Origin of the sequence: Massilia suwonensis, assembly GCF_042655665.1 — a bacterium.
Classification (GTDB): domain Bacteria; phylum Pseudomonadota; class Gammaproteobacteria; order Burkholderiales; family Burkholderiaceae_D; genus Telluria; species Telluria suwonensis.
The window spans coordinates 246,392-266,374 of record NZ_JBHSMR010000008.1 but is presented as its reverse complement, the minus strand read 5'-3'; the positions used below and the strand labels follow the sequence as shown (position 1 = coordinate 266,374).

General features: G+C 65.5%; 22 protein-coding genes. 14 read left to right on the top strand and 8 right to left on the bottom strand.

The window, feature by feature from the left end; all coding sequences use genetic code 11:
- Positions 1-52 precede the first annotated feature (52 nt).
- On the bottom strand, positions 53-940 hold the full coding sequence (locus tag ACFPQ5_RS04695) for a LysR family transcriptional regulator (RefSeq protein WP_379752118.1): 888 nt from the start codon (positions 938-940) through the stop codon (positions 53-55).
- 103 nt (positions 941-1,043) lie between these two features.
- On the opposite strand from ACFPQ5_RS04695, the gene ACFPQ5_RS04690 reads away from it, so the two are divergent.
- A complete protein-coding gene (locus ACFPQ5_RS04690; protein ID WP_379752117.1) occupies positions 1,044-2,063 on the top strand; it encodes a zinc-binding alcohol dehydrogenase family protein in 1,020 nt (339 codons plus the stop codon).
- A 128-nt stretch (positions 2,064-2,191) separates the two neighbouring features.
- Here ACFPQ5_RS04690 and ACFPQ5_RS04685 read toward each other — a convergent pair whose 3' ends face one another.
- Positions 2,192-2,836: a DUF6624 domain-containing protein gene (locus ACFPQ5_RS04685; RefSeq protein WP_379752116.1), complete on the bottom strand. Its 645-nt coding sequence runs from the start codon at positions 2,834-2,836 to the stop codon at positions 2,192-2,194.
- A 107-nt stretch (positions 2,837-2,943) separates the two neighbouring features.
- Here ACFPQ5_RS04685 and ACFPQ5_RS04680 point away from each other — a divergent pair, with 107 nt between their 5' ends.
- From ACFPQ5_RS04680 to ACFPQ5_RS04665, 4 genes are all read left to right on the top strand, one after another.
- The gene (locus ACFPQ5_RS04680) at positions 2,944-3,516 is read left to right on the top strand and encodes a histidine phosphatase family protein (protein WP_379752115.1); all 573 of its coding nucleotides are present in this window, start codon (positions 2,944-2,946) and stop codon (positions 3,514-3,516) included.
- Between the two features lie 66 nt (positions 3,517-3,582).
- Positions 3,583-3,927 carry a DUF6152 family protein gene (locus ACFPQ5_RS04675; protein ID WP_379752114.1) on the top strand — a complete coding sequence of 115 codons (345 nt, stop codon included), beginning with the start codon at positions 3,583-3,585 and terminating at the stop codon, positions 3,925-3,927.
- The gene (locus ACFPQ5_RS04670) at positions 3,927-4,415 is read left to right on the top strand and encodes a DUF6644 family protein (protein ID WP_379752113.1); all 489 of its coding nucleotides are present in this window, start codon (positions 3,927-3,929) and stop codon (positions 4,413-4,415) included. The genes ACFPQ5_RS04675 and ACFPQ5_RS04670 overlap by 1 nt, the downstream gene beginning before the upstream one ends.
- A 49-nt stretch (positions 4,416-4,464) precedes the next feature.
- Positions 4,465-5,253 (top strand): glutaminyl-peptide cyclotransferase, encoded by a 789-nt coding sequence (locus ACFPQ5_RS04665; protein ID WP_379752112.1) that lies wholly within the window; start codon positions 4,465-4,467, stop codon positions 5,251-5,253.
- A 4-nt stretch (positions 5,254-5,257) separates the two neighbouring features.
- Here ACFPQ5_RS04665 and ACFPQ5_RS04660 read toward each other — a convergent pair whose 3' ends face one another.
- From ACFPQ5_RS04660 to ACFPQ5_RS04650, 3 genes are all read right to left on the bottom strand, one after another.
- The gene (locus tag ACFPQ5_RS04660) at positions 5,258-6,277 is read right to left on the bottom strand and encodes a zinc-dependent alcohol dehydrogenase family protein (protein WP_379752111.1); all 1,020 of its coding nucleotides are present in this window, start codon (positions 6,275-6,277) and stop codon (positions 5,258-5,260) included.
- 65 nt (positions 6,278-6,342) lie between these two features.
- Complete coding sequence (locus ACFPQ5_RS04655) at positions 6,343-6,807, bottom strand: DUF2269 family protein (RefSeq protein ID WP_379752110.1); 465 nt, start codon at positions 6,805-6,807, stop codon at positions 6,343-6,345.
- A complete protein-coding gene (locus ACFPQ5_RS04650; RefSeq protein WP_379752109.1) occupies positions 6,807-8,093 on the bottom strand; it encodes an SDR family oxidoreductase in 1,287 nt (428 codons plus the stop codon). Before ACFPQ5_RS04650 ends, ACFPQ5_RS04655 begins: the two co-directional genes overlap by 1 nt.
- A gap of 54 nt (positions 8,094-8,147) precedes the next feature.
- On the opposite strand from ACFPQ5_RS04650, the gene ACFPQ5_RS04645 reads away from it, so the two are divergent.
- Positions 8,148-8,594: a hypothetical protein gene (locus tag ACFPQ5_RS04645; protein WP_379752108.1), complete on the top strand. Its 447-nt coding sequence runs from the start codon at positions 8,148-8,150 to the stop codon at positions 8,592-8,594.
- 28 nt (positions 8,595-8,622) lie between these two features.
- A complete protein-coding gene (locus ACFPQ5_RS04640; protein WP_379752107.1) occupies positions 8,623-9,135 on the top strand; it encodes a hypothetical protein in 513 nt (170 codons plus the stop codon).
- Between the two features lie 54 nt (positions 9,136-9,189).
- Here the strand turns inward: ACFPQ5_RS04640 and ACFPQ5_RS04635 are convergent, their stop codons facing one another.
- Together ACFPQ5_RS04635 and ACFPQ5_RS04630 are read right to left on the bottom strand one after the other, a co-directional pair.
- Positions 9,190-11,676: a TonB-dependent receptor plug domain-containing protein gene (locus ACFPQ5_RS04635; RefSeq protein ID WP_379752105.1), complete on the bottom strand. Its 2,487-nt coding sequence runs from the start codon at positions 11,674-11,676 to the stop codon at positions 9,190-9,192.
- Positions 11,677-11,836: 160 nt separating this feature from the next.
- Complete coding sequence (locus tag ACFPQ5_RS04630) at positions 11,837-12,784, bottom strand: DUF808 domain-containing protein (protein WP_379752104.1); 948 nt, start codon at positions 12,782-12,784, stop codon at positions 11,837-11,839.
- Positions 12,785-12,986: 202 nt separating this feature from the next.
- Here ACFPQ5_RS04630 and ACFPQ5_RS04625 point away from each other — a divergent pair, with 202 nt between their 5' ends.
- From ACFPQ5_RS04625 to lipA, 7 genes are all read left to right on the top strand, one after another.
- Complete coding sequence (locus ACFPQ5_RS04625) at positions 12,987-13,220, top strand: BrnA antitoxin family protein (protein WP_379752103.1); 234 nt, start codon at positions 12,987-12,989, stop codon at positions 13,218-13,220.
- A 125-nt stretch (positions 13,221-13,345) separates the two neighbouring features.
- The gene (locus ACFPQ5_RS04620) at positions 13,346-13,630 is read left to right on the top strand and encodes an HU family DNA-binding protein (protein WP_136221632.1); all 285 of its coding nucleotides are present in this window, start codon (positions 13,346-13,348) and stop codon (positions 13,628-13,630) included.
- An 86-nt stretch (positions 13,631-13,716) separates the two neighbouring features.
- Positions 13,717-14,355, top strand: a complete 639-nt coding sequence (locus tag ACFPQ5_RS04615) for a LysE family transporter (RefSeq protein ID WP_379752102.1) — start codon at positions 13,717-13,719, stop codon at positions 14,353-14,355.
- A gap of 118 nt (positions 14,356-14,473) precedes the next feature.
- Complete coding sequence (locus tag ACFPQ5_RS04610) at positions 14,474-16,390, top strand: DUF6600 domain-containing protein (protein ID WP_379752100.1); 1,917 nt, start codon at positions 14,474-14,476, stop codon at positions 16,388-16,390.
- 79 nt (positions 16,391-16,469) lie between these two features.
- Positions 16,470-16,760, top strand: a complete 291-nt coding sequence (locus tag ACFPQ5_RS04605) for a DUF493 family protein (protein WP_267873529.1) — start codon at positions 16,470-16,472, stop codon at positions 16,758-16,760.
- A gap of 106 nt (positions 16,761-16,866) precedes the next feature.
- Positions 16,867-17,577, top strand: coding sequence for a lipoyl(octanoyl) transferase LipB (lipB, locus tag ACFPQ5_RS04600; RefSeq protein ID WP_379752098.1), 711 nt, complete (start codon positions 16,867-16,869; stop codon positions 17,575-17,577).
- A gap of 6 nt (positions 17,578-17,583) precedes the next feature.
- Positions 17,584-18,570: a lipoyl synthase gene (lipA, locus tag ACFPQ5_RS04595; protein WP_379752096.1), complete on the top strand. Its 987-nt coding sequence runs from the start codon at positions 17,584-17,586 to the stop codon at positions 18,568-18,570.
- Positions 18,571-18,641: 71 nt separating this feature from the next.
- Here the strand turns inward: lipA and ACFPQ5_RS04590 are convergent, their stop codons facing one another.
- Complete coding sequence (locus tag ACFPQ5_RS04590; RefSeq protein ID WP_379752095.1) at positions 18,642-19,979, bottom strand: type II secretion system protein GspD; 1,338 nt, start codon at positions 19,977-19,979, stop codon at positions 18,642-18,644.
- Positions 19,980-19,983: the final 4 nt, after the last annotated feature.

The following is a 19,983-nucleotide window of genomic DNA, read 5'->3' as shown; positions in this document are numbered from 1 at the left end:
GCTGCCGGTAACCGGCGCACAATTAGCTTCAGCTAATTCAGGCGGCGCGGCCTCAGGCGAGATAGCTTGCCAGCCCGAACTGATCGATAAATTCGAGCAAGGCGCTCAGCGCCGCGGGACGGTGGCTGCGGCCCGGATAGACCGCGTAATAGGTATTGTCGGTGGGTGGATGCTCGGGCAGCACCAGCTGCAGGCTGCCGTCGAGCAAGGCTTCGCGCACCATGAACCAGGGGAGTAAAGCGATGCCGGCGCCGGCCACTGCCAGCCCGCGCAGGGTATTCAAATTGTTGGCGCGCAGCGGAGCGGCGGCGGCCGAGACGTGGACGACTTTACCGTCGGCGTGCAGCGGCCATTGCGGCAGAACCTCGTGCAGCAGCAGGCGCTGGCGAGACAGATCGAGCGGGTGCTGCGGCGCGCCGTGCGTTGCGAGATAGGCGTTTGATGCGACCAGCACGCGCCGCACCGCACCGACCCGGCGCGAGACGAAGGAGGAATCGGCGAGCTGGCCGGTGCGCAGGGCCAGGTCGATGCGTTCGGCGACGAGATCCAGATGGGCATCGGTGATCACGCATTCGACGCTGACGGCTGGGTGCAAAGCATGAAAGGCGGCGAGCAGGGGCGGCAGCAGCAGGATGCCCGACGCTTCCGGAGCGGTCAGGCGCAGGTGGCCTGCCGGTTCGTCGCGCAGGCGGGAGATGGCCGCGTCGGCGGCGTTGGCGGCATCGAGCATCGCCTGGCAGTGGGTCAGATACACCTGGCCGGCGGCGGTGAGGCTGAGGCGGCGCGTAGTCCGGTGCAGCAGGCGCACACCGAGCCCGCTTTCCAGCTCGGCGATACGCGCGCTGACGGTCGATTTCGGTATCCCTGCGACCTGCGCCGCCTGGGTAAAACTGCCGCTGGCCGCCACCTGGGCGAACAAGGCCATGGCATCGAGCTTCATGATTGTTCGCTCCGCTGGATAGTCTTTCCGGATTATACGGTCTAATCAGCGCAATCTTCAGCCGCTACACTGGACTTCATTCAACACTGACAAGAGGAACACCATGAAAGCCATCGCCGCCTACGCCTCCCTGCCTGCGGATAACGAACTCGCCCTGCAGGATATCGAACTGCCCGATCCGGTCGCGACCGGCCACGATTTACTCGTCGAGGTGCATGCCGTGTCGGTGAATCCGGTCGACACCAAGGTGCGGCGTGGCTTGCCGGCGCAAGAGCAGGCGGAACCGAAAGTGCTGGGCTGGGATGCGAGCGGCATCGTGCGCGCCGTCGGTCCCGAGGTGACCCTGTTCCGCCCGGGCGACCGGGTCTGGTATGCCGGCGCCATTCACCGCGCGGGCAGCAACAGCGAGCTGCAGCTGGTCGACGAACGCATCGTCGGCCGCATGCCGAGTAGCCTCGGCTTTGCCGAAGCGGCGGCGCTGCCGCTGACGGCGATCACGGCCTGGGAACTTCTGTTCGACCGCCTCGGCCTGCAGCTCGGTGGCCACGAGGGCGAAAAGCTGCTGGTGGTCGGTGCGGCGGGCGGCGTCGGTTCGATCCTGGTACAGCTGGCGCGCCAGCTGACCGGCATCACCGTGATCGGCACCGCTTCTCGTCCGGAGACGCGCGAATGGGCGCGCATCTTCGGCGCCCATCACGTCGTCGACCACAGCACCCCGCTCGACACGGCCTTGAGCGGTGCCGGCCTGGGCGAAGTCGATTACGCGATCAGCCTGACCCACACCGACAAACATTTTATGGCGCTGGTGAACGCGCTCAAGCCGCAAGGGAAACTGGCGCTGATCGACGATCCGGAACCGATCGACGTGCGCCTGCTGAAACGCAAAAGCATCTCGCTGCACTGGGAACTGATGTTCACCCGCTCGCTGTTCAACACCCCGGACATGCAGGCCCAGCACCGCTTGCTGAACGAGGTGGCGCAGCTGGTCGACGACGGCCGCATCCGCACCACGCTGGCCCAGAACATGGGCGCGATCAACGCGGCGAATTTGCGCCGGGCGCACGCCTTCATCGAAAGCGGCGCGGCCAGCGGCAAGGTCGTATTGGAGGGTTTCGGAGGCTGATTTTAATGGCCGATTTATTGTCTCTCGGCATTTTTTGGGTCAAGAAATAACTGCCAGAAAAAAACAGCAAAACAAGCAGCATATCGTTTATATGATTCATACAGATTAAACGATTTATATTGTATGTTTTACTGTGCGTTGCTGAGGGCGTCCGACAGCGGCGAGGTGCAGCGTTCGACGGTGACCATGGCGTTGATGGCGCGTTTATGTTCTTCCAGCGAGGGCAGCCCGAGCCGCTTGCGGCGCGCCTCGACCCGTGCCAGGTCGTCCAGCAGGTAGTAATCCCAGCCGCAGCCGGCGACCTGGCGCAACTGCGTGCCGTAGCGCTGCGGGCGCCCTTCCTGCACCGCCAGCCGGTCCGCCGCGGCGGCAAGGTGCATGGGAGAGGCCTCGCCGTCGAGCACGGCCAGCTCGAGCTGGCGCACCACCTGGCGCTGGAAGCCGACGTCGGTGCTGCGCTGCTGGGCGATCAACCAGGCGGCGCGCGCTGCCTGCACCCCTTCGACGCTGCGCCGCGGCCAGCCGCAGGACGTCATCCAGGCGTTCAGGCGTTCGGCATTCGTGCGTTCCACCTCCTCCAGGGCGGCGCGCCGCTGGCTTGCTGCGGCATCGCTTGGCGCGGCCAGGTAGTCGACCTGGCTGCGCAGGGTGTCGGCCGCTTCCACCATGGCGGCCAGCTCTCCGCCATAGGCGGCGCAGCTCGGTGCGGCAAGGGCGGGGGACATCGCCGCCGCGGCGAACAGGGGAACCAGCAGGTGCAAGGTGCTTCGCATTGTCATTCTCATCAGATTCAGTGCATAAAGCCTAACATAAGCGGTGCGCCTGACAAGCGGCGGCGGCTCCATAATGCCGGGACCCGCATCCAGTTCCGGAGAATCCCATGCGCACGCCCTGCTTCCTGTTGTTGCTGGCCTGCGTCAGCTTTCCCTCGTTCGCCGCCGAACTGGACGAGAACGCCCTCTGGCAGAAGCTGCGCGCCGGTGGCGTGACGGTCCTGATGCGCCATGCGGCCACGGTCCCCGGCATCGGCGATCCGCCCGGTTTCAGACTGACCCAATGCGCGACCCAGCGCAACCTGTCGGACAAAGGCCGCCAGGACGCGCGGGCGATCGGCGCCGCTTTTAAAGCGCACGGCGTGAATCCGGGCGCGGTGTGGTCGAGCCGCTGGTGCCGCTGCCTGGACACGGCGAAACTGGCCTTCGGGCGTGCCGAACCGGAGCCCAGCCTGGATTCCATGTTCAATGACGACGACAAGGCGGCCTCCGCCAAGCTGCGCGACCTGCGCGCCCGCATGGCGGCGCGCCGCGAGACGACGCCGCTGGTGCTGGTCACCCACGACGTCAACATCCGCGCCCTCACCGGCGTCTCGCTGGCGCAAGGAGAAATGGTGCTGACGATTCTGCGTGACGGCAAACTGGAACCGATCGGCCGCCTGCCGCCGCCGGCACGATAGACGCGGCAGCACTGCACGCGGCCATTCAGGCGTAGAATCGGACGCGTCGCATACCGGGAGAACGTCATGCAACGCCTGACCCTGTTTGCCGCCGGGCTGCTCCTCAGCGCCGGCACACTTGCCCATCACGGCTGGAGCGAATACCAGTCCGACAAGCCGCTCGACCTCAGCGGTACCATCGAGCAGGCCGGCTACGAGCAGCCGCACGGCTTCGTGCGCCTGAAAACAGCCGACAAGACATGGCTGGTCGTGCTGGCGCCGCCCTCGCGCATGGAAAGCCGAGGACTGGCCACGGACATGCTCAAGCCTGGCCAGAAGGCGACCGTCCACGGTTATCCCCACCGCAGCAAGGGCGACGAACTGCGCGCCGAAAACATCACGATCGAGGGCAAGAAGACGGAGCTGCGCTGATGGAGATTGGCGCCGGCGTACTCACCACGCTGGCGGCCACGCCCTTATCGACTGCAATGCGCGAGGGCGCCTGGCTGTATCCCATCGTCGAGATCGTCCATATCGCGGGATTTGCCGTGCTGGTCGGCAGCGTGGTGCTGTTCGACCTGCGCGTGCTCGGCTTCGCCCGCAACTTGCCGGTGGCGGAGCTCGGCCGGCACCTGCTGCGCTGGGCGCTGGCCAGCCTGATCCTGGTGATTCCGGCCGGACTGCTGCTGTTCAGTGCCCATCCGGTCGAGCTGGCGGACAACCGCGTCTTTCAATTGAAACTCGTACTGATCGCCCTCGCCGGCCTGAATGCGCTCGCCTTTCACCTGCTGCCCTACCGCAGCGTGGCCGGCTGGGACCGGAATTACGCGGCGCCGCCGCTGGCGCGCTTCGGCGCCGTCCTGTCGATCCTGCTCTGGCTCGGCGTGATCAGCTGCGGCCGGATGCTGGCGTACGTATGAGTGCGCCTCATGCTACAGTGATCGCCTCGCATAACCGCCCTTTTCCAGCATGCTGAAACCTGCCGCCATCGCCGCCCTCGTCCTCTCGAGCTGCGCCTGCTGCGCCTGCAGCGCCGCCATGGCGGCCATTCCCGTCTACGGCTTCATCGTCAAGAACACCTACCCGCACGATCCGCAAGCGTTTACGCAGGGCCTGTTCTTCCGCGACGGCCACCTGTACGAGACGACTGGTCTGACCGGCCGCTCGACGCTGCGCCGTATCGAACTGAAAACCGGCAAGGTGCTGCAAAAGGCGGAACTGCCGAAAGAAGTATTCGGCGAAGGTTCCACTGCCTTCGGCGACAACATCCTTGGCCTGACCTGGCAGTCGAAGACCGGCTATGTGTTCGACGCCAAGACCTTCGCCATGAAAGCGCGCTTCCCCTATGAAGGCGAAGGCTGGGGCCTGGCCAGCGATGCGAAAAACGTCTACATGAGCGACGGCAGCGCCAGCATCCGCGTGCTGGATCCGGCCAGCCTGAAGGAAGTGCGCCGGGTGCAGGTGACGGCCGAGGGCAAGCCGATCGATTCCCTGAACGAACTGGAGATCGTCGACGGCGAACTGTATGCCAACGTCTGGGGCACCGACGTCATCGCCCGCATCGACCCGGCCAGCGGTAAAGTAACGGGCTGGATCGACCTGACCAACCTGCTGCCGCGCGACAAACGCGGCACCAGCTCGGCCGACGCCGTGCTCAACGGTATTGCCTATGATGGCAAGCACCGCAAGCTGTATGTCACCGGTAAATTCTGGCCGAAGCTGTTCGAAATCGAATTGGTGCGTTTCGAAGGCCGCTGAACGCTCAGCCGGTGACGCTGATCACGACTTTGCCAAAGTGCGAGCCCGACTCCATGTAGCGGTACGCTTCCTGCGCCTGCTCGAAGCCGAACACGCGGTCGACCACGGGCTTGATCTCGCTGGTTGCCGCAAAACTCATCACCTGCTCCAGCATCCTGCGGCTGCCCACGAAAATGCCGACCATGCGCTTGGCGCCGGCTAATAGGGTTGCGGGATTGACTTCGCCCCCAAAACCGCTGACGCCGCCGATGATGGCGACGCTGCCGCCCATCGCGCAGGACGCCACCGAACGGTTGACGGTGCCCTGCCCGCCCACTTCCAGCACCACGTCGGCACCCGCGCCGTGCGTGACGCGCAGCACTTCCTCCTGCCATTCGGGAATCGTGCGGTAGTTGATCGTGTGGTGGACGCCCAGTTCGCGGGCGCGCGCCAGTTTCTCGTCGCTGGACGAGGTAATGATAGTGCGCAGTCCGGCCGCCCTAGCCAGCTGCAGGCCCAGTACCGAGACGCCGCCCGTGCCCAGCAGCAGCACGGTGTCGCCTGGTTTGATGCCGTTACTGGACTCGAAGATCGCATTCCAGGCGGTGACGCCGGCGCAGGGCATGGTCGATGCCTCCACATAGCTCAGCTGCGGCGGGATTTTGACCAGGGCATCCTCGTGCAGCACGACTTCCTCGGCCAGCATGCCGTCGATGTCGCCGCCCAGCGCGTGGCGGATCTTACTTGGCGACGTACGCCCGTCCTGCCAGTAGGGGAAGAAGGAGGCGGCGACGCGGTCACCCACCTGCAGCCGCGTGACGCCATGGCCGACGGCCAGCACTTCGCCGGCGCCGTCCGAGCAGGGAATGATGGGATCGTCCACATTCACCAGATAATTGCCGCTGGCAACCATCAGGTCGCGGTAATTCAGGGAGACGGCATGCACGCGCACCCGCACTTCGCCGAGCGCCAGTTCGCGTTCGGGAAAATTCACGCACCGTAAACCGTCGATGTTCTCGCCCGGCAGAATCTGGTAAGCCCGCATCGTGTACTCCATCGCTGAAAGGAATGCGGGCCATTCTACTGCGCCCGTCCACAGCCCGTGTTCCGTTACATCGGCTTGGCTACCATCAGCCAGAAAATGACGACGAAGGCGGCAAACGCGGGCACCCCCAGCGCCACCCAGGTTTTAAACAGGCGCCAGTACTGCGGCGGCAAGTCGGTATTGCTGCGTACGGCTTCGGCGGCCAGGTCGCGCAGCCGCATCTGGATCCAGACCACCGGCAGCCAGCAGGCGCCGGCCAGCACGTACAAGGCCACCGACCACATGATCCATGTGCTGTGGAAGGGATAGCCGGCCAGGTGGATCATGTAAAAGCCGGTGGCGGGCTGGATCACGGCGGTGGTGGCCGTAAAAACCCAGTCGGCGATCACGACGTTGCGGCTGACCACGGCGATCGCGCGCACGTCGCGGCTGATGTTGGCGAACAGCATGTACCAGGCCGAGCCGATGCCGGTGCCGAACAGGAACGTCGACGACAGGATGTGCAGCCATTTCACGACGACGTAATCCATTATTCTTCCTCGAGTTCGTACAGAAGCCAGATGGCGGCCAGCATCGGCAGGTTCTTGATCAAAGGCCCATAGGGATACAGCAGGAATTCAGGCAGCTTGAACGCTATCACGAGCGTATAAAAACCGATCAGGCCTAATTGTGCGAGCCACAGCCAGCGCCGCCGCCGTAAAAAAACGATGCCGAGGCCGAGCAGCAGGTCGAAGCCGGCCGCCCCGTACAGCATCAGCGGCTGCAAGGAAGTCGGGATGCCGCTGCGCGCCAATAGCTCGTAGCTGGCCTCGACCGGGTACAGGCCGAAGGAGACGATGGCCGTGATGATCCAGACCGCGGCGATGCTCCAGCGCAGGATCGGCAGCAGCCAGCCCAGTTTCGCCTGGGTGCGCTCGGCGCGCGGGTCGGTGACGAAGGCGGCGATCGGCGTCGGCGGACGGCCCAGCAGCCGGGTGATGAGCGACGCGTCGCCCGTATTGCCGCGGTCGAGCATGCGCAATGCGTCCTCGTCGAGCAGGGCGCCGGGCAGCCAGCGTCCGGCTTTGGCCAGCAGGCGGGCCGCCGCATCGGGCAGCGCCAGCACCCGCTGCTCCCGCATGCCCATGGCGCCGCGCAGGCGTGCCAGATAGTCGGTGAAAGACAGGGCTTCCGGGCCGACCAGGGGCACGCGTTGCGCGGTCACGCCGGGAGGCAGCGGCAGGCGGTGGCGCAGCAGGCCGACGATGGCCGCGACGACGTCGTCGATGTGCACCGGCTGCACCAGCTGCGGCGCGCTGCCGAAGCGCAGGGCGAGCGGCATGCTGGCCAGGGTTTTGAAAAGCCGCGCGCTGTCGCCCTCCTTGCCGTAGACCAGCGAGGGCTGGACGATGAAGGCACGCACGGGCAGCGCGGCGAGATAATCGTCGGCCGCCTTCTTCGACAAGTGATACGCGCTGTCCGCTTCGGCGTCGGCGCCCAGGGCCGAGAGCTGGATCACGGTGCGCACGTCTTCGGATTCGGCGCAGGCGGCGAACAGGGCGCGCGGCGCCAGGGTATGCAGGCGCTCGAAGATCTGGCGGCCCGACTCCCTGAAAATGCCGACCGTGTTGATGACGGCCTCGATTCCCGACAAGCGCGCCAGCCAGATGGATTTATCGGTATCGTTGGCGAAGTCAGCATGCACATAGCTCAGGCGTGGATCGGCGCTCTTTTTCGGGGAGCGCACCGCGCAGACGACGTGGTGGCCCTCAAGCAGCAGCGCCTGCAACAGCTGTTGTCCGATGAAGCCGCTGGCGCCTGTGAGCAAGATCCGCATGCAATTCCTTTCACCGAGTCGAGGATGAACACTATGGCAGATTGGTCAACTTCCATGCAACGCGGCCTGGTCGGCGGGGCCGCGTCCAGCGTCGTGTCCACCGCCGCCCTGGCCCTGCTCGGGCGTCTCGAGGCCGGCAGCGCCTATGCGCCGACGAATGCCGTCAGCCACTGGATCTGGGGCGACGAAGCGGCCGAGCACGATGGCTTTTCGCTGAAATACACGATCACCGGCTATGCGATCCACCACCTCAGCGCCACCTTCTGGTCGGTCCTGTTCGAAAAGCTGGCCGGAGAAAAACTCGACCACAAGGACCTGCGGGTGACCCTGGCCGCGTCCGCCGCCACCTCGGCGATCGCCTGCTTCGCCGACTACAAGATGACGCCCGAGCGCCTGAAACCGGGCTACGAAAAGCGCCTGTCGAAGAAATCGCTGGCCGGCGTGTATGCCGCCTTCGCCATCGGCATGGCGCTGGGCGCCATGGTCCTGCGGCGCGACTGAACGCCAGTCTAGAGCAGACAGGAAAAACATGCCGCCCTATGTCTATGTGCTCCTCTTGCATGGCGTGCTGGGCTTTCTCGACATCGTCATCAACCACGAGTTGCTGGCCAAACTGCCGAAGCGGGGCGACGCGGTGCAGGAAGAAGCCCTGCACGCCGTGCGCGAAGCGATCTTCGCCTGCGTGTTCGCCAGCCTGGCGTGGTACCAGTGGCATGGCGCCTGGGTCTGGTGGATCGTCGGCTTGCTGCTGCTGGAAGTGATCGCCGCCACGCGCGACGTCATCGTCGAGGGCGATACGCGGGTGCTGCCGGTGTCCGAACGGGTGCTGCACCTGCTGCTGTACATCAACCTCGGGATCCTGATCACCCTGGTCGGGTATGCGCTGGTGTGGTGGCATGCCGGCGAAACGGCGCCCGTGCGCGTCGATTACGGCTGGGCAAGCTGGGTGCTGACAGGGATGTCGGTGCTATCCCTGGTCTGGGCCGTGCGCGATGGCGTCGCCGCCGGGCGGCGAGAAAAGATCCCGACCGCCACGCCATGAAAAAACGCGCCCGGGATCGACTCCCGGACGCGTTTTATCTACCCTCGGTTCAACTTAAAACGCGTAGTTGGCGCGGGCGTAGACGAAGCGGCCCGAGCGGCCGAACGGCGAGTAGTTCGAGAACGGCGTGTTGCCGGTCGTGTTCAGCGCCGGCGGCAGCGTTTCCGGATACTGGTCGAAGACGTTGTCGACGCCCAGGGCCAGGGTCAGCTTTGGCGTAATCGCATAGCGGCCTTCGAGGTCGACGATGGTTTTGGCGCCGAGCTGGAAGTCGAAGGCGGCCGTCGTACCCGGCGTCATCGTCTTGCCATAGCGGGTGGCGCGCGCGGTGGCGCCCCATTGGCCCAGTTTCCAGTTCAGGTTGGCGCTGAACTTGTTCTTCGGTTGTCCCTCTTCGATGGCGATGATGTTGGCGCGGTCGAACAGCACCGGCGCCGGGTTCAGTGCCGCCAGCTGGGCCGTGACCGGGGTCTTGGTCACTTCCGTGCTGTTGAAATTGGCCGCCAGCGTGGTGTCGAAGCGCCCTGCCGCGCCCGCATTCACCGGCCAGTTCATGACGATGTCGACGCCGTCGGTGGTGGTATTGACGCCGTTGATGAAGAAGCGGCCGCCGCCCACGCCGACAAAACCTTGCGAGGCGATGTAGTCGCGCACGTTCGCTTGCGTCAGGTTTTCCGACAGCACGATGCGGTCGCGGATCTTGATCCGATACGCATCCACCGTCAGGCTGATGCGGTCGAAGCGCAGCACCGCGCCCAGCGACAGGTTGACCGATTTTTCGGCGTCGAGCGGCTGGGCGCCCAGCGCCACGGCGACCGGGTCGGTCGGTTTGAAGGTCGTGATCTCGAACGGGACGCCGTTGATGAAATTGGTCGAGGTCGAGGTGAAATTCTGCTGCTGCGGCGACGGCGCGCGGAAGCCGTTCTGCAGCGAGCCGCGCAGGGCGAAGGATTTACTGAAATCGTAGCGCGCGGCGAGCTTGCCGGCCAAACTATTGCCGTAGTCGGAATAGTGCTCGGCGCGCACGGCGACGGAGGTCAGCAGCTCGGGCGTGATGTTCGCTTCCAGGTCGACGAAGGCGCCGGCCGCCGTACGGTGGGTGTCGACTTCGTTGGCTGGACGGAAGCCCGGGAACACCTGGGCGCCCGGTGCGGCCGGGGCGCCGCTGGCCAGGCGTTCGCCAAAATAATCCCAGGATTCGCGCTCGCCGGCGAAGAGTTCATAGCCTTCGCGCCGCACCTCGGTCCCGACCGCGATGTTCAGCGGAGAAGACAGGCCGGCGACGTCGACTTTGCGCACGCCGGTCAGGTTGAACACCAGCTGGTCATAGGAAAAGCCGCCGGCATCGAATTCGGTCTTGCTGGACGCGCCGATCGAGCGGTTCAGCGTGTTCTGGATCTCGAACTGCATCTTGTTCTTGCCGTAGCCGAGCGAGGTGTCGAGGTCCCAGTCGCCGATGGTCCAGGTCAGGCCGCCGGTGAGGGCGAAGTCGTCCACGGTAGGGGCGATGACCGGCAGGAAGCCGTCCGGATAGATGGAGATGACGTTGCGGTCGTCGCGCGCCGGGCGGAAGTAGCCGCTCGATCGGGCTTCGCGCTTCTGATAGCTGGCCCAGCCATAGGCCTTGATGCCGTTGCCGAGGTCGTTGCCGGCGTTGGCGAACAGGGTCGTCTGCTGCATTTCCGGATCGCCGTACCAGGCATTGAAACGGTCGATCGTGTTTTCGCGCGGATCGAAGGCGCCGTTGGCCAGTCTCGGGTATTGCTGGCGCATGTCGTAGCCGCCGCGTTCGGTGCGGGATTGATCCTTGTATTCGGCGGCGATGGTAAGGTGACCGGTCTCGCCCAGCGGCAAACCCTTCCAGGCGCTGACGGTGGCGCTCTGGCCGTCGGTGCGCTCGCGCTTGGCCGGGCCGGTCCAGGTGCCGCCGGCGGGGGCGACGTCGTTGAAGAGGTCGTATTCGGTGATGCGCGCGCCGTAGGTGACGCTCGCCTCTCCGCCGTCGCGGTCGGTGCGCAGGCGCAGGTTGACCACGCCGGCAATCGCGTCCGACCCGTACTGGGCGGCGGCGCCGTCGCGCAGCACCTCGATGTTCTTGACGATCGCGGTCGGGATCGTGTTCATGTCGACGGCTGCCGAGCCGCGACCGACGGAGCCGTTCAGGTTGACCAGCGCGGACGAATGGCGGCGCTTCGAGTTCACCAGCACCAGGGTCTGGTCGGGCGCCATGCCGCGCAGCGTGGCCGGACGGATCGTGTCGGTGCCGTCGGTCAGCGAGGGACGCGGGAAGTTCAGGGAGGGCAAGGCCACCGACAGCGCCTGGTTCATCTCGGTCGTGCCGGTGTTTTTCAGGGTGTCGGCGGAAATGATGTCGACCGCGGCGGCGGTGTCGAGCGCACTGCGGTTGGCGACGCGGGTACCGGTGACGACGACGGTGGCGGCGCTGCTTTCCGTGCTGGTGCTTTCCTGGGCGTAGGCCGTGCTTGCAAACATCGCGGCGATCGACAGGGACAGCACCGTTTTCTTCGTGTTTTGTTGCATTGATCTTCCCTCATAGTGGTCTGAACGGCTATTGCTCAGTCCAGTCTGGAGGGCGCACCCGAGCATGTCAATTTGCAACGGGTGCTGTAGTACCAAATGCAACAGTTATGAATACGTCAGGAAAGCGTAAGGAAAATCGGCAATGCAGTGCAGCAAAGTCTCAATGCGCGGCGACCGTCTCCTTTTTGCCGCGCAGTTTATTCACCAGCGTGACGACGATCACGACCAATACGCCGACCGCGATCCCGACCAGGGCATCGAAGATCACCGGCCCGATCGCGTGCAGCGCGCCGCCGATGGCCGGCACCTCACCGAGGCGCTCGGACAGGCCTTCGGAATAGTGGTGCAGCGCTTCCCAGTTGTGGCTGATGATGCCGCCGCCGACCATGAACATGGCCGCCGTGCCGACGATCGACAGGAATTTCATCAGGCGCGGCGCCAGGGCCAGCAGCATGCCGCCCAGGCTGCGTGCGAAACCGCTCGTCTTCTTGCTCAGATACAGGCCTGCGTCGTCGATCTTGACGATCCCGGCGACCAGTCCATAGACGCCGATCGTCATCACCAGCGCAATGATGATCAGCACCGCCAATTGCTGCATGAAGGGCATCTGCGACACCGTGCCCAGCGAGATGACGATGATTTCGGCCGAGAGGATGAAATCGGTGCGCACCGCACCCTTGATCTTGTCCTTCTCGAGCGCGCACATGTCGACGTTCTGGTCGGCCAGCGCCTTGGCCAACTCTTCCTTGTGGGCCGCGTCTTCCTCCGGGCTGTGCAGGAATTTGTGGGCCAGTTTTTCCGCGCCCTCGAAGCACAGGAAGGCGCCGCCGATCATTAACAGGGGGATGATCAGCCAGGGCACGAAGGCCGAGATCAACAGTGCCGCCGGCACCAGGATCGCCTTGTTCATCAGCGAGCCTTTCGCTACGGCCCAGACGACCGGCAGTTCGCGCGAGGAATCGACGCCCGTCACCTGCTGGGCATTGAGCGCAAGGTCGTCGCCGAGCACGCCGGCCGTTTTCTTGGCCGCCACCTTGCTCATCACGGTGACGTCGTCGAGGACGGTGGCGATGTCGTCGAGTAATGCGAGCAAACTGCCTGCAGCCATGGAGCACTCCTGAGAATTAGCAATATGGCAGCATCTTAACCGAGCGCGGGGGCCGTGGGCACACGGTTCAGCGCGATAAATTGCGCTTCAAGCCCGAAAATCTGCAGCTCGTCGCTTTCGCCGCGCGGCCTAGGGAGCAGATACGTATAGTCAGTATCGAAGGCTGCGGTAAGCCAGCCTCGCCTCGCTGACGGAGATTACGATGACCCCGACCATGACCTCGCCCCTGAATTCGATCCAGCCCCAGAATGCCGCCCCGCTGCGCCGCACCCGTCCACCGAAGCGCAAGACGCGCATCACGATCTACCTCGACGACGAGGTGCTGAACGAGTTCCGCAACCTGTCCGAGCGCTGCGGCACCGGCTACCAGACCCTGATCAACGCCGCCCTGCGCACCCGCCTGGCGGCAAGCGGCGCCGAACCGAGCCTGCTCTGACGGGCACGCCTTGAAATGCCCGAAAAAACGGGCATCGGCGCAACACGGGGACATACGTCTGCGAGAAAGTTACATGTAGCAAACATTTGTGCTACTCTTTCCGCTCTTTCAACCCCGGAGGCACCATGAAAAAAGGCGAACTGATCGCGGAATTTGCCAAGCGTACCGAGATGTCGGGCACTGCGGCCAACAACGCGGTCAACACGATCATCGAGATCATCACCGAGCGTCTGAAAAAAGGCGACACGGTCGGCATCACCGGCTTTGGCACCTTCTCGGTGACCAAGCGCGCAGCGCGCAAGGGCCGCAACCCGGCAACGGGCGAAGTCATCAAGATCGGCGCATCGAAAACCCCGCGTTTCTCGGCTGGCGCTACCCTGAAGACTGCCGTTAATCCGCGCAAGAAGTAATACCCCGCACGCCCTTTGGGCATCCGGTCGGCGCTGCGGCATGATGCCGCGCGCCTCCGTCTTTTTTGTTTCTCCGAATTCTCCCCATGTCTTTCGCCACCTGGATCGCCTTCGTCATCGCCGGCACCGTGATCGCCATTTCTCCCGGTTCCGGCGCCGTGCTGTCGATGTCGCACGGCCTGGCCTACGGCGTGAAAAAGGCCAGCGCCACCGTGCTCGGCCTGCAGTTCGGCCTGGTGCTGGTGCTGGCGATCGCCGGCGCCGGCGTCGGCTCGCTGCTGCTGGCCTCGCCCACGGCTTTCTTCGTCGTGAAGGTGATCGGCGCGCTGTACCTGATCTACCTCGGCATCTCGCAATGGCGTTCGAAGGACCAGTCCGGCCCACAGGCCAGCAGCGCGGGTTTGACCGCCCACCCCTCCTTCGGCAAGCGCGTGCTGACCGGCTTCCTGACGAATGCGACCAACCCGAAGGGCATCATCTTCATGGTCGCAGTGCTGCCGCAATTCATTTCGAAAGACGCGCCGCTGCTGCCGCAGCTGCTGATCCTGGGCGTGACCATGGTCACCATCGACAGCCTGGTGATGCACGGTTACGCGACCCTGGCCGCGTCGATGCAGCGTTTGTTCCGCGATCCGCGCGCGATGCGCATCCAGAACCGCTTCTTCGGCGCCGTGCTGGTAGTCGTCGGTTCGATGCTCTTTTTCGTAAAACGCGCAGGCGCCTGAGAGCAGCCTCATGTATCGGTTGTGCAGCAGTTGCAACCGTCTGTAACCCCGATTGTCGTGGCCTGGGCGTGTGCGGTGTAATCAGGTCGACGCATTCCGTCCCACCTGCCTGGAGCCCATGATGAACCTCCGTTCGATGAAGTCCGCAACGCTGCTGGCGCTGGCGGTGTGTTCCACCTTGGTCTACGCGCAGGAAGATCCGCCGGCACGGGTCGGGCGCGTCGCTCTCACCCAGGGCCAGGTCAGCGTCAGCAGCGCCGGCGAAGTCGCCAATACCGCGCTGGTGAACTGGCCGGTCACATCGAACCAGACCATCTCGACCGCCCCCGGCGCGCGCACCGAATTGCGGGTCGGCTCGACCGCGATCCGCCTCGACGGCGACTCGGCCCTCGAAGTCGTCCAGCTCGACGACGAGAAACTGCGCCTGCGCCTGCACTACGGCAGCGCCAGCATCCGCGTCGTGAATGCGGAAGTGGCGGCCGGCTTCGAACTGACCACCCCGCAAACCCGTGTGCTGCTGCAGCAGCCGGGACGCCTGCGCGTGGACGCCGAACGCACGCAGGACACCAGCAGCATCCGCGTGTTCGACGGCGTCGCCGTGGTCGAGGGCAACGGCGAACGCCTGACCGTGCGCAGCGGTCGCAGCGCCGAGATGCAGGGCCTGGACCTGCGCATGACGCAAGCGATGACCGACGCCTTCGACGACTGGGCCGCCGTGCGCGACCGCGAGTTCGATGCCGTGCGCGCCACCCGCTACGTGCCGGCCGAGATGACCGGCTACGAGGACCTGGACCGCTACGGCAGCTGGACCGAGAACAGCGAATACGGCAGCGTCTGGCTGCCGGCCGTCTCCTCGAGCTGGGTGCCCTACCGCGACGGCCGCTGGACCTGGATTTCTCCCTGGGGCTGGACCTGGGTCGACAACGCGCCCTGGGGCTATGCGCCCTTCCACTACGGACGCTGGGTGCAACTCAACAACCGCTGGGGCTGGGCGCCGGGCCGGCTGGAACGCTACCCGGTGTGGGCGCCGGCCCTGGTCGGCTGGGTCGGCGGGGCCGGCTGGAGCATCGGCGTGAACAGCGGGTCGATCGCCCAGGGCTGGTATCCGCTGTCTCCCTACGACCGCTTCGTGCCCGGCTACCGGCTGTCGGACCGCTACCTGCGCCGCCTGAATCCGCACGAGGGCAAATACGACGGCAAGCGCGACGGCCGTCATGATTACCGCCAGCGCGGGCTGACCGTGGTGCCGCAGGACCGCTTCGGCGGGCGTGGCGAAGTCGTGGTGAGGCACGAGCAGCACGTCAGGCCGCCGGCCAACTGGCAAGGTGCGCCCGGCGCCGTGCCGCCGGCGCCGCGCAACTGGCGCGAGCGCGGCCAGGACGATGCGCGCCGCGGTGATGGGCGCGATGGACGCGATGGACGCGGCTGGGAACGGCGCGACCGCGACGGCGATGGCCGTCCGGATGGCCGGCGTGACGAGCGTGATACGCACGACGGCTGGCGCCGCCAGGCGGGACGCGATGGGCAACCGGCCGCCGTCCAGCCGGCCCCGGTGACGAGCACGCCGCCGCCCTCCTTCGTCCAATCTCCGCCGCCGCAAGCGGGCTTCGTGCGCCAGCCGGGCGTGATCACCTCGCCGCCGCAGGCCCAGCGCGACTGGCCCCAGCGCGAGGCGCGCGACGCCGTCGAGGACGGCCGGCGCCAGCGCCTCTTCCAGCAGCGCGCCGAGCGGGAGACGCAAGCGCAGCCGCAGCCCTCGGCACCGTTCGGCGCGCGCGGCGGCGTCGGCGCCGCGATGGAGGCGGCCGCCGCACGCGCCCACGCGCAGGCGCAGGCGCAAACGCAGATGCCGCGGCCGGTCGCCACGGCGGTAGCGCCGCCGGCGCCGCGTCCTGCCCCGACGCCGGCTCCAGCGCCCGCTCCGGCAACCGTTGCGGCCCCGCCGGCGCAGCAGGCAGCACCGCAGGCCGCGCCGCCGCGCCGTGTGGAGAACTGGCGCCAGCAGGAGCGGGGCGCGCGCCAGATGGAGCGCTGACCCGGCAAGGGCAGGACTGCGCAGCCGGTCCTGCCATGTCCTTTCAGCAATTGCACGCGCCGCACGCGCATTGGCTACAATGTCGGTTTGCACAGGAGCCACCATGGACCCCAAAGAATCCCTCATCGAATACCCGAGCGACTTCCCGATCAAGGTGATGGGCCCGACGCATGACGCCTTTGCCAATACCATCGTCGAGGTGGTGACCGGCTTCGACCCGACGTTTCACCACGGCCGCATGGAAGTGCGTCCTTCCGGCAAGGGCAACTACACGGGCCTGACCTGCATCGTGCGTGCGACCAGCCGCGAGCAGCTCGACGACATCTACCGCACGCTGTCCTCGCACCCGATGGTCAAGATCGTTCTCTAAGCGTTTCCTTTAGCCTTATCAAGCAGGCAAGCCCTGCCCGCGGCCGGGCAGGGCAGGCGGCACTGGCATATAATGTCGGGGCTGTCCACCTTCCCCACCGGATCCCATGCAAGCATCCAGCCCTGCCAGCCCGCTGATACGCGCGCTGGGACGTGCCGACTACGAACCCGTGTTTGCCGCGATGCGCGCGTTTACCGATGCCCGCACGCCCGAGACGCCCGACGAACTCTGGATCGTCGAGCATCCGCCCGTGTTCACCCTCGGCCTGGGAGCCGACCGCGGCCACCTGCTGGCCGGGCCCGGCGTGCCGGCGCACGACATTCCCGTGGTGCAGACCGACCGCGGCGGGGAGGTGACCTACCACGGTCCTGGCCAGGTCGTGATCTACCTGCTGATGGACCTGCGGCGCAACAAGCCGGGCGGCAAGTTGTACGCCCGGCAATTTGTGGAAAAAATCGAACAGGCGGTCATCGACGTGCTGGCGGCGTATAATCTCGGCGGTGAGCGCATTGCCGGCGCGCCCGGCATTTATATTGCCGAAGGACCGCGCCGCGGCGCCAAGATCGCCGCGCTCGGCCTGAAGGTGCGCGGCAACGGCTGCACCTACCACGGGGTTTCGCTGAACGTGGCGATGGATTTATCTCCGTTCTCGTGGATTAATCCCTGCGGCTATTCCGGCCTGTCCACCGTCGACATGCGCACCATGGGCGTCGAAGCGCCCCTGGCGGACGTGCAGGAGGCGCTGGCGCAAGCCCTGATCCGGCACCTGGCCGTGATCTCCGAACCGAACAAACCAACTGAAGCCCTCCCGGGCTAGAGCGATATGACTACCGACACCGATACCGGTCTGACTCCCGCCTACAACGCCCTTGACAAGCAAAAGGGTGCGAGCAAAACCTCGCGCATCCCGATCAAGATCGTGCCGATCGCCGACGCCGAGCGCCTGAAAAAGCCGGACTGGATCCGCGTGAAAGCGGCGACCGCCTCCTCGCGCTTCTACGAGATCAAGGACATCCTGCGCGCGAATAACCTGGTCACCGTGTGCGAAGAGGCGAGCTGCCCGAACATCGGCGAATGCTTCGGCAAGGGCACCGCGACCTTCATGATCATGGGCGACAAGTGCACTCGCCGCTGCCCGTTCTGCGACGTCGGCCACGGCCGCCCGGACCCGCTCGACGTCAACGAGCCAGGCAACCTGGCGAAGACCATCGCCGACCTGCGCCTGTCCTACGTGGTGATCACTTCGGTCGACCGCGACGACCTGCGTGACGGCGGCGCCGGCCACTTCGTCGAGTGCATCCAGAAGACCCGCGCGCTGTCGCCGAACACCAAGATCGAAGTGCTGGTGCCGGACTTCCGCGGCCGCCTGGAAAAGGCGCTGAACATCTTCGCCGACGGCTTGCCGGACGTGATGAACCACAACCTGGAAACCGTGCCGCGGCTGTACAAGGAAGCGCGTCCGGGCGCCGATTACCAGCACTCGCTGGTATTGCTGCGCGATTTTAAAAAGATGTACCCGAACGCGGTGACCAAGTCGGGCATCATGGTCGGCCTCGGCGAAACCGACGAGGAGATCCTGCAGGTGATGCGCGACATGCGCGAACACGATATCGACATGCTGACCATCGGCCAGTACCTGGCGCCGTCGAACTCGCACCTGCCGGTGCGCCGCTACGTGCACCCGGACCAGTTCAAGAAGTTCGAGGAAGCCGCCTACGAGATGGGTTTTGTCCACGCGGCCGTCGGCGCGATGGTGCGTTCCTCGTACCACGCGGACCAGCAGGCGCACAACGCGGGCGTGGCGGCGTAAGCTTTTACGCGCTACGCAAACAGGAACGGCCTCCGCGGAGGCCGTTTTTTATTGGCTGCGCCGATACGGCGTCAAGGCAGGATCGCCGGCCCCTTGAGCTGCTGCTGGATTTCGCCTGCCGCCTGCTGCACCCGCTCGACCACCTGCGCATCGGCGCCGACGGCGCGCGTCGGTACGATGCGCGGCGTGATCAGGACGATGGTCTCGGTCGAGCTGCCCGTCGTCTCGTCGTTCGAAAACAGTTTACCGAGACCCGGCACCTCGCCCAGGATCGGCACCCCGGTGCGGCGCAGGCCGGCGCTGGTCTTGATCAGGCCGCCGATCAGGATCGATTGCCCGTTTTCCGCCACCAGCTGGGTGTTGACTTCGGTCGTCTTCTTCGACGGGATCCCGCCCAGCAGCGAACCCGAGCTCACTTCCGGACGCACGCGCAGGGCGATGCGTCCGTCGCTGTCGACCGAGGGCGTCACGCGCAGGATCACGCCCGTTTCCAGGAACTGGATCGACTCGCTGGTGACGTTGTTGATGGTGGTGGTCACGCGGTAGCCCAGCTTGTCGCCGATGTTCGTGCTCGCTTCCTGGTTCTCCAGTGTCAGCAGCTTGGGCGTGGCCAGGGTGCGCACGCGGCCCTTGTTGCTCAGGGCATTCAGGTAGAGGTCGACGTTCTTGTTCACGTAATTGAAGATCAGGCCCGCGCCATTCGCCGGAACCAGGCCGCTGGTGCCGATGCGGTTGACGCCGTTGGCGCTGAAGACCTTGTTCCACTCGATGCCGAAGTTCTCGTTCTCGTCGAGCGTGATCTCGAGGATCTTCGCTTCGATCATGATCTGCTGCGGCTGGGTGTCGATCTCGCGCAGCAGGGATTCGATGCGCCTGATGCCGTCCGCCGTATCCTCGACCACCACCATGCGCCGCGACGGCAGCACGGTGACCTTGCCGCCGCGGCCGACATGTTTGCCCAGGATGTCGGCCACCAGCTGCGGTTCCGAATACAGCACTTTTAATGCCTTCACCTCGAGCTGGCCGGAGGGCAGGGTGCCGGCGTCGGCCGGCTGCGCCGGGTTGACGATGACGTAGCCGTTGTCGCGCGCGATCACCTGGTAGCCGCCGGCTTCCGCAATCGCGTAGATCGCCTGGCGCGGCGTCATGTCGTACAGGCTGACGGCGACGTTCCCCGTCACGCCTTTACCGAGCATGATGTTGACCCGCTCGTGGCGCGAGATCATCTCGAACAGTTCGGCGATCGGGGTGTCGCGGAACACGAAGGAGGTCGGGGCGCTGTTTGATGGCGCGGTGGTGGACGATGCGGTGGACGACACGGCGGTCGCCGGCTGGGAAGTGTTTTGCTTCGCCGCTGCGGCATCGAAGGCGGCAGCGAGGAGGGCGGCCAATACGATCGGTTTCAACACGTTC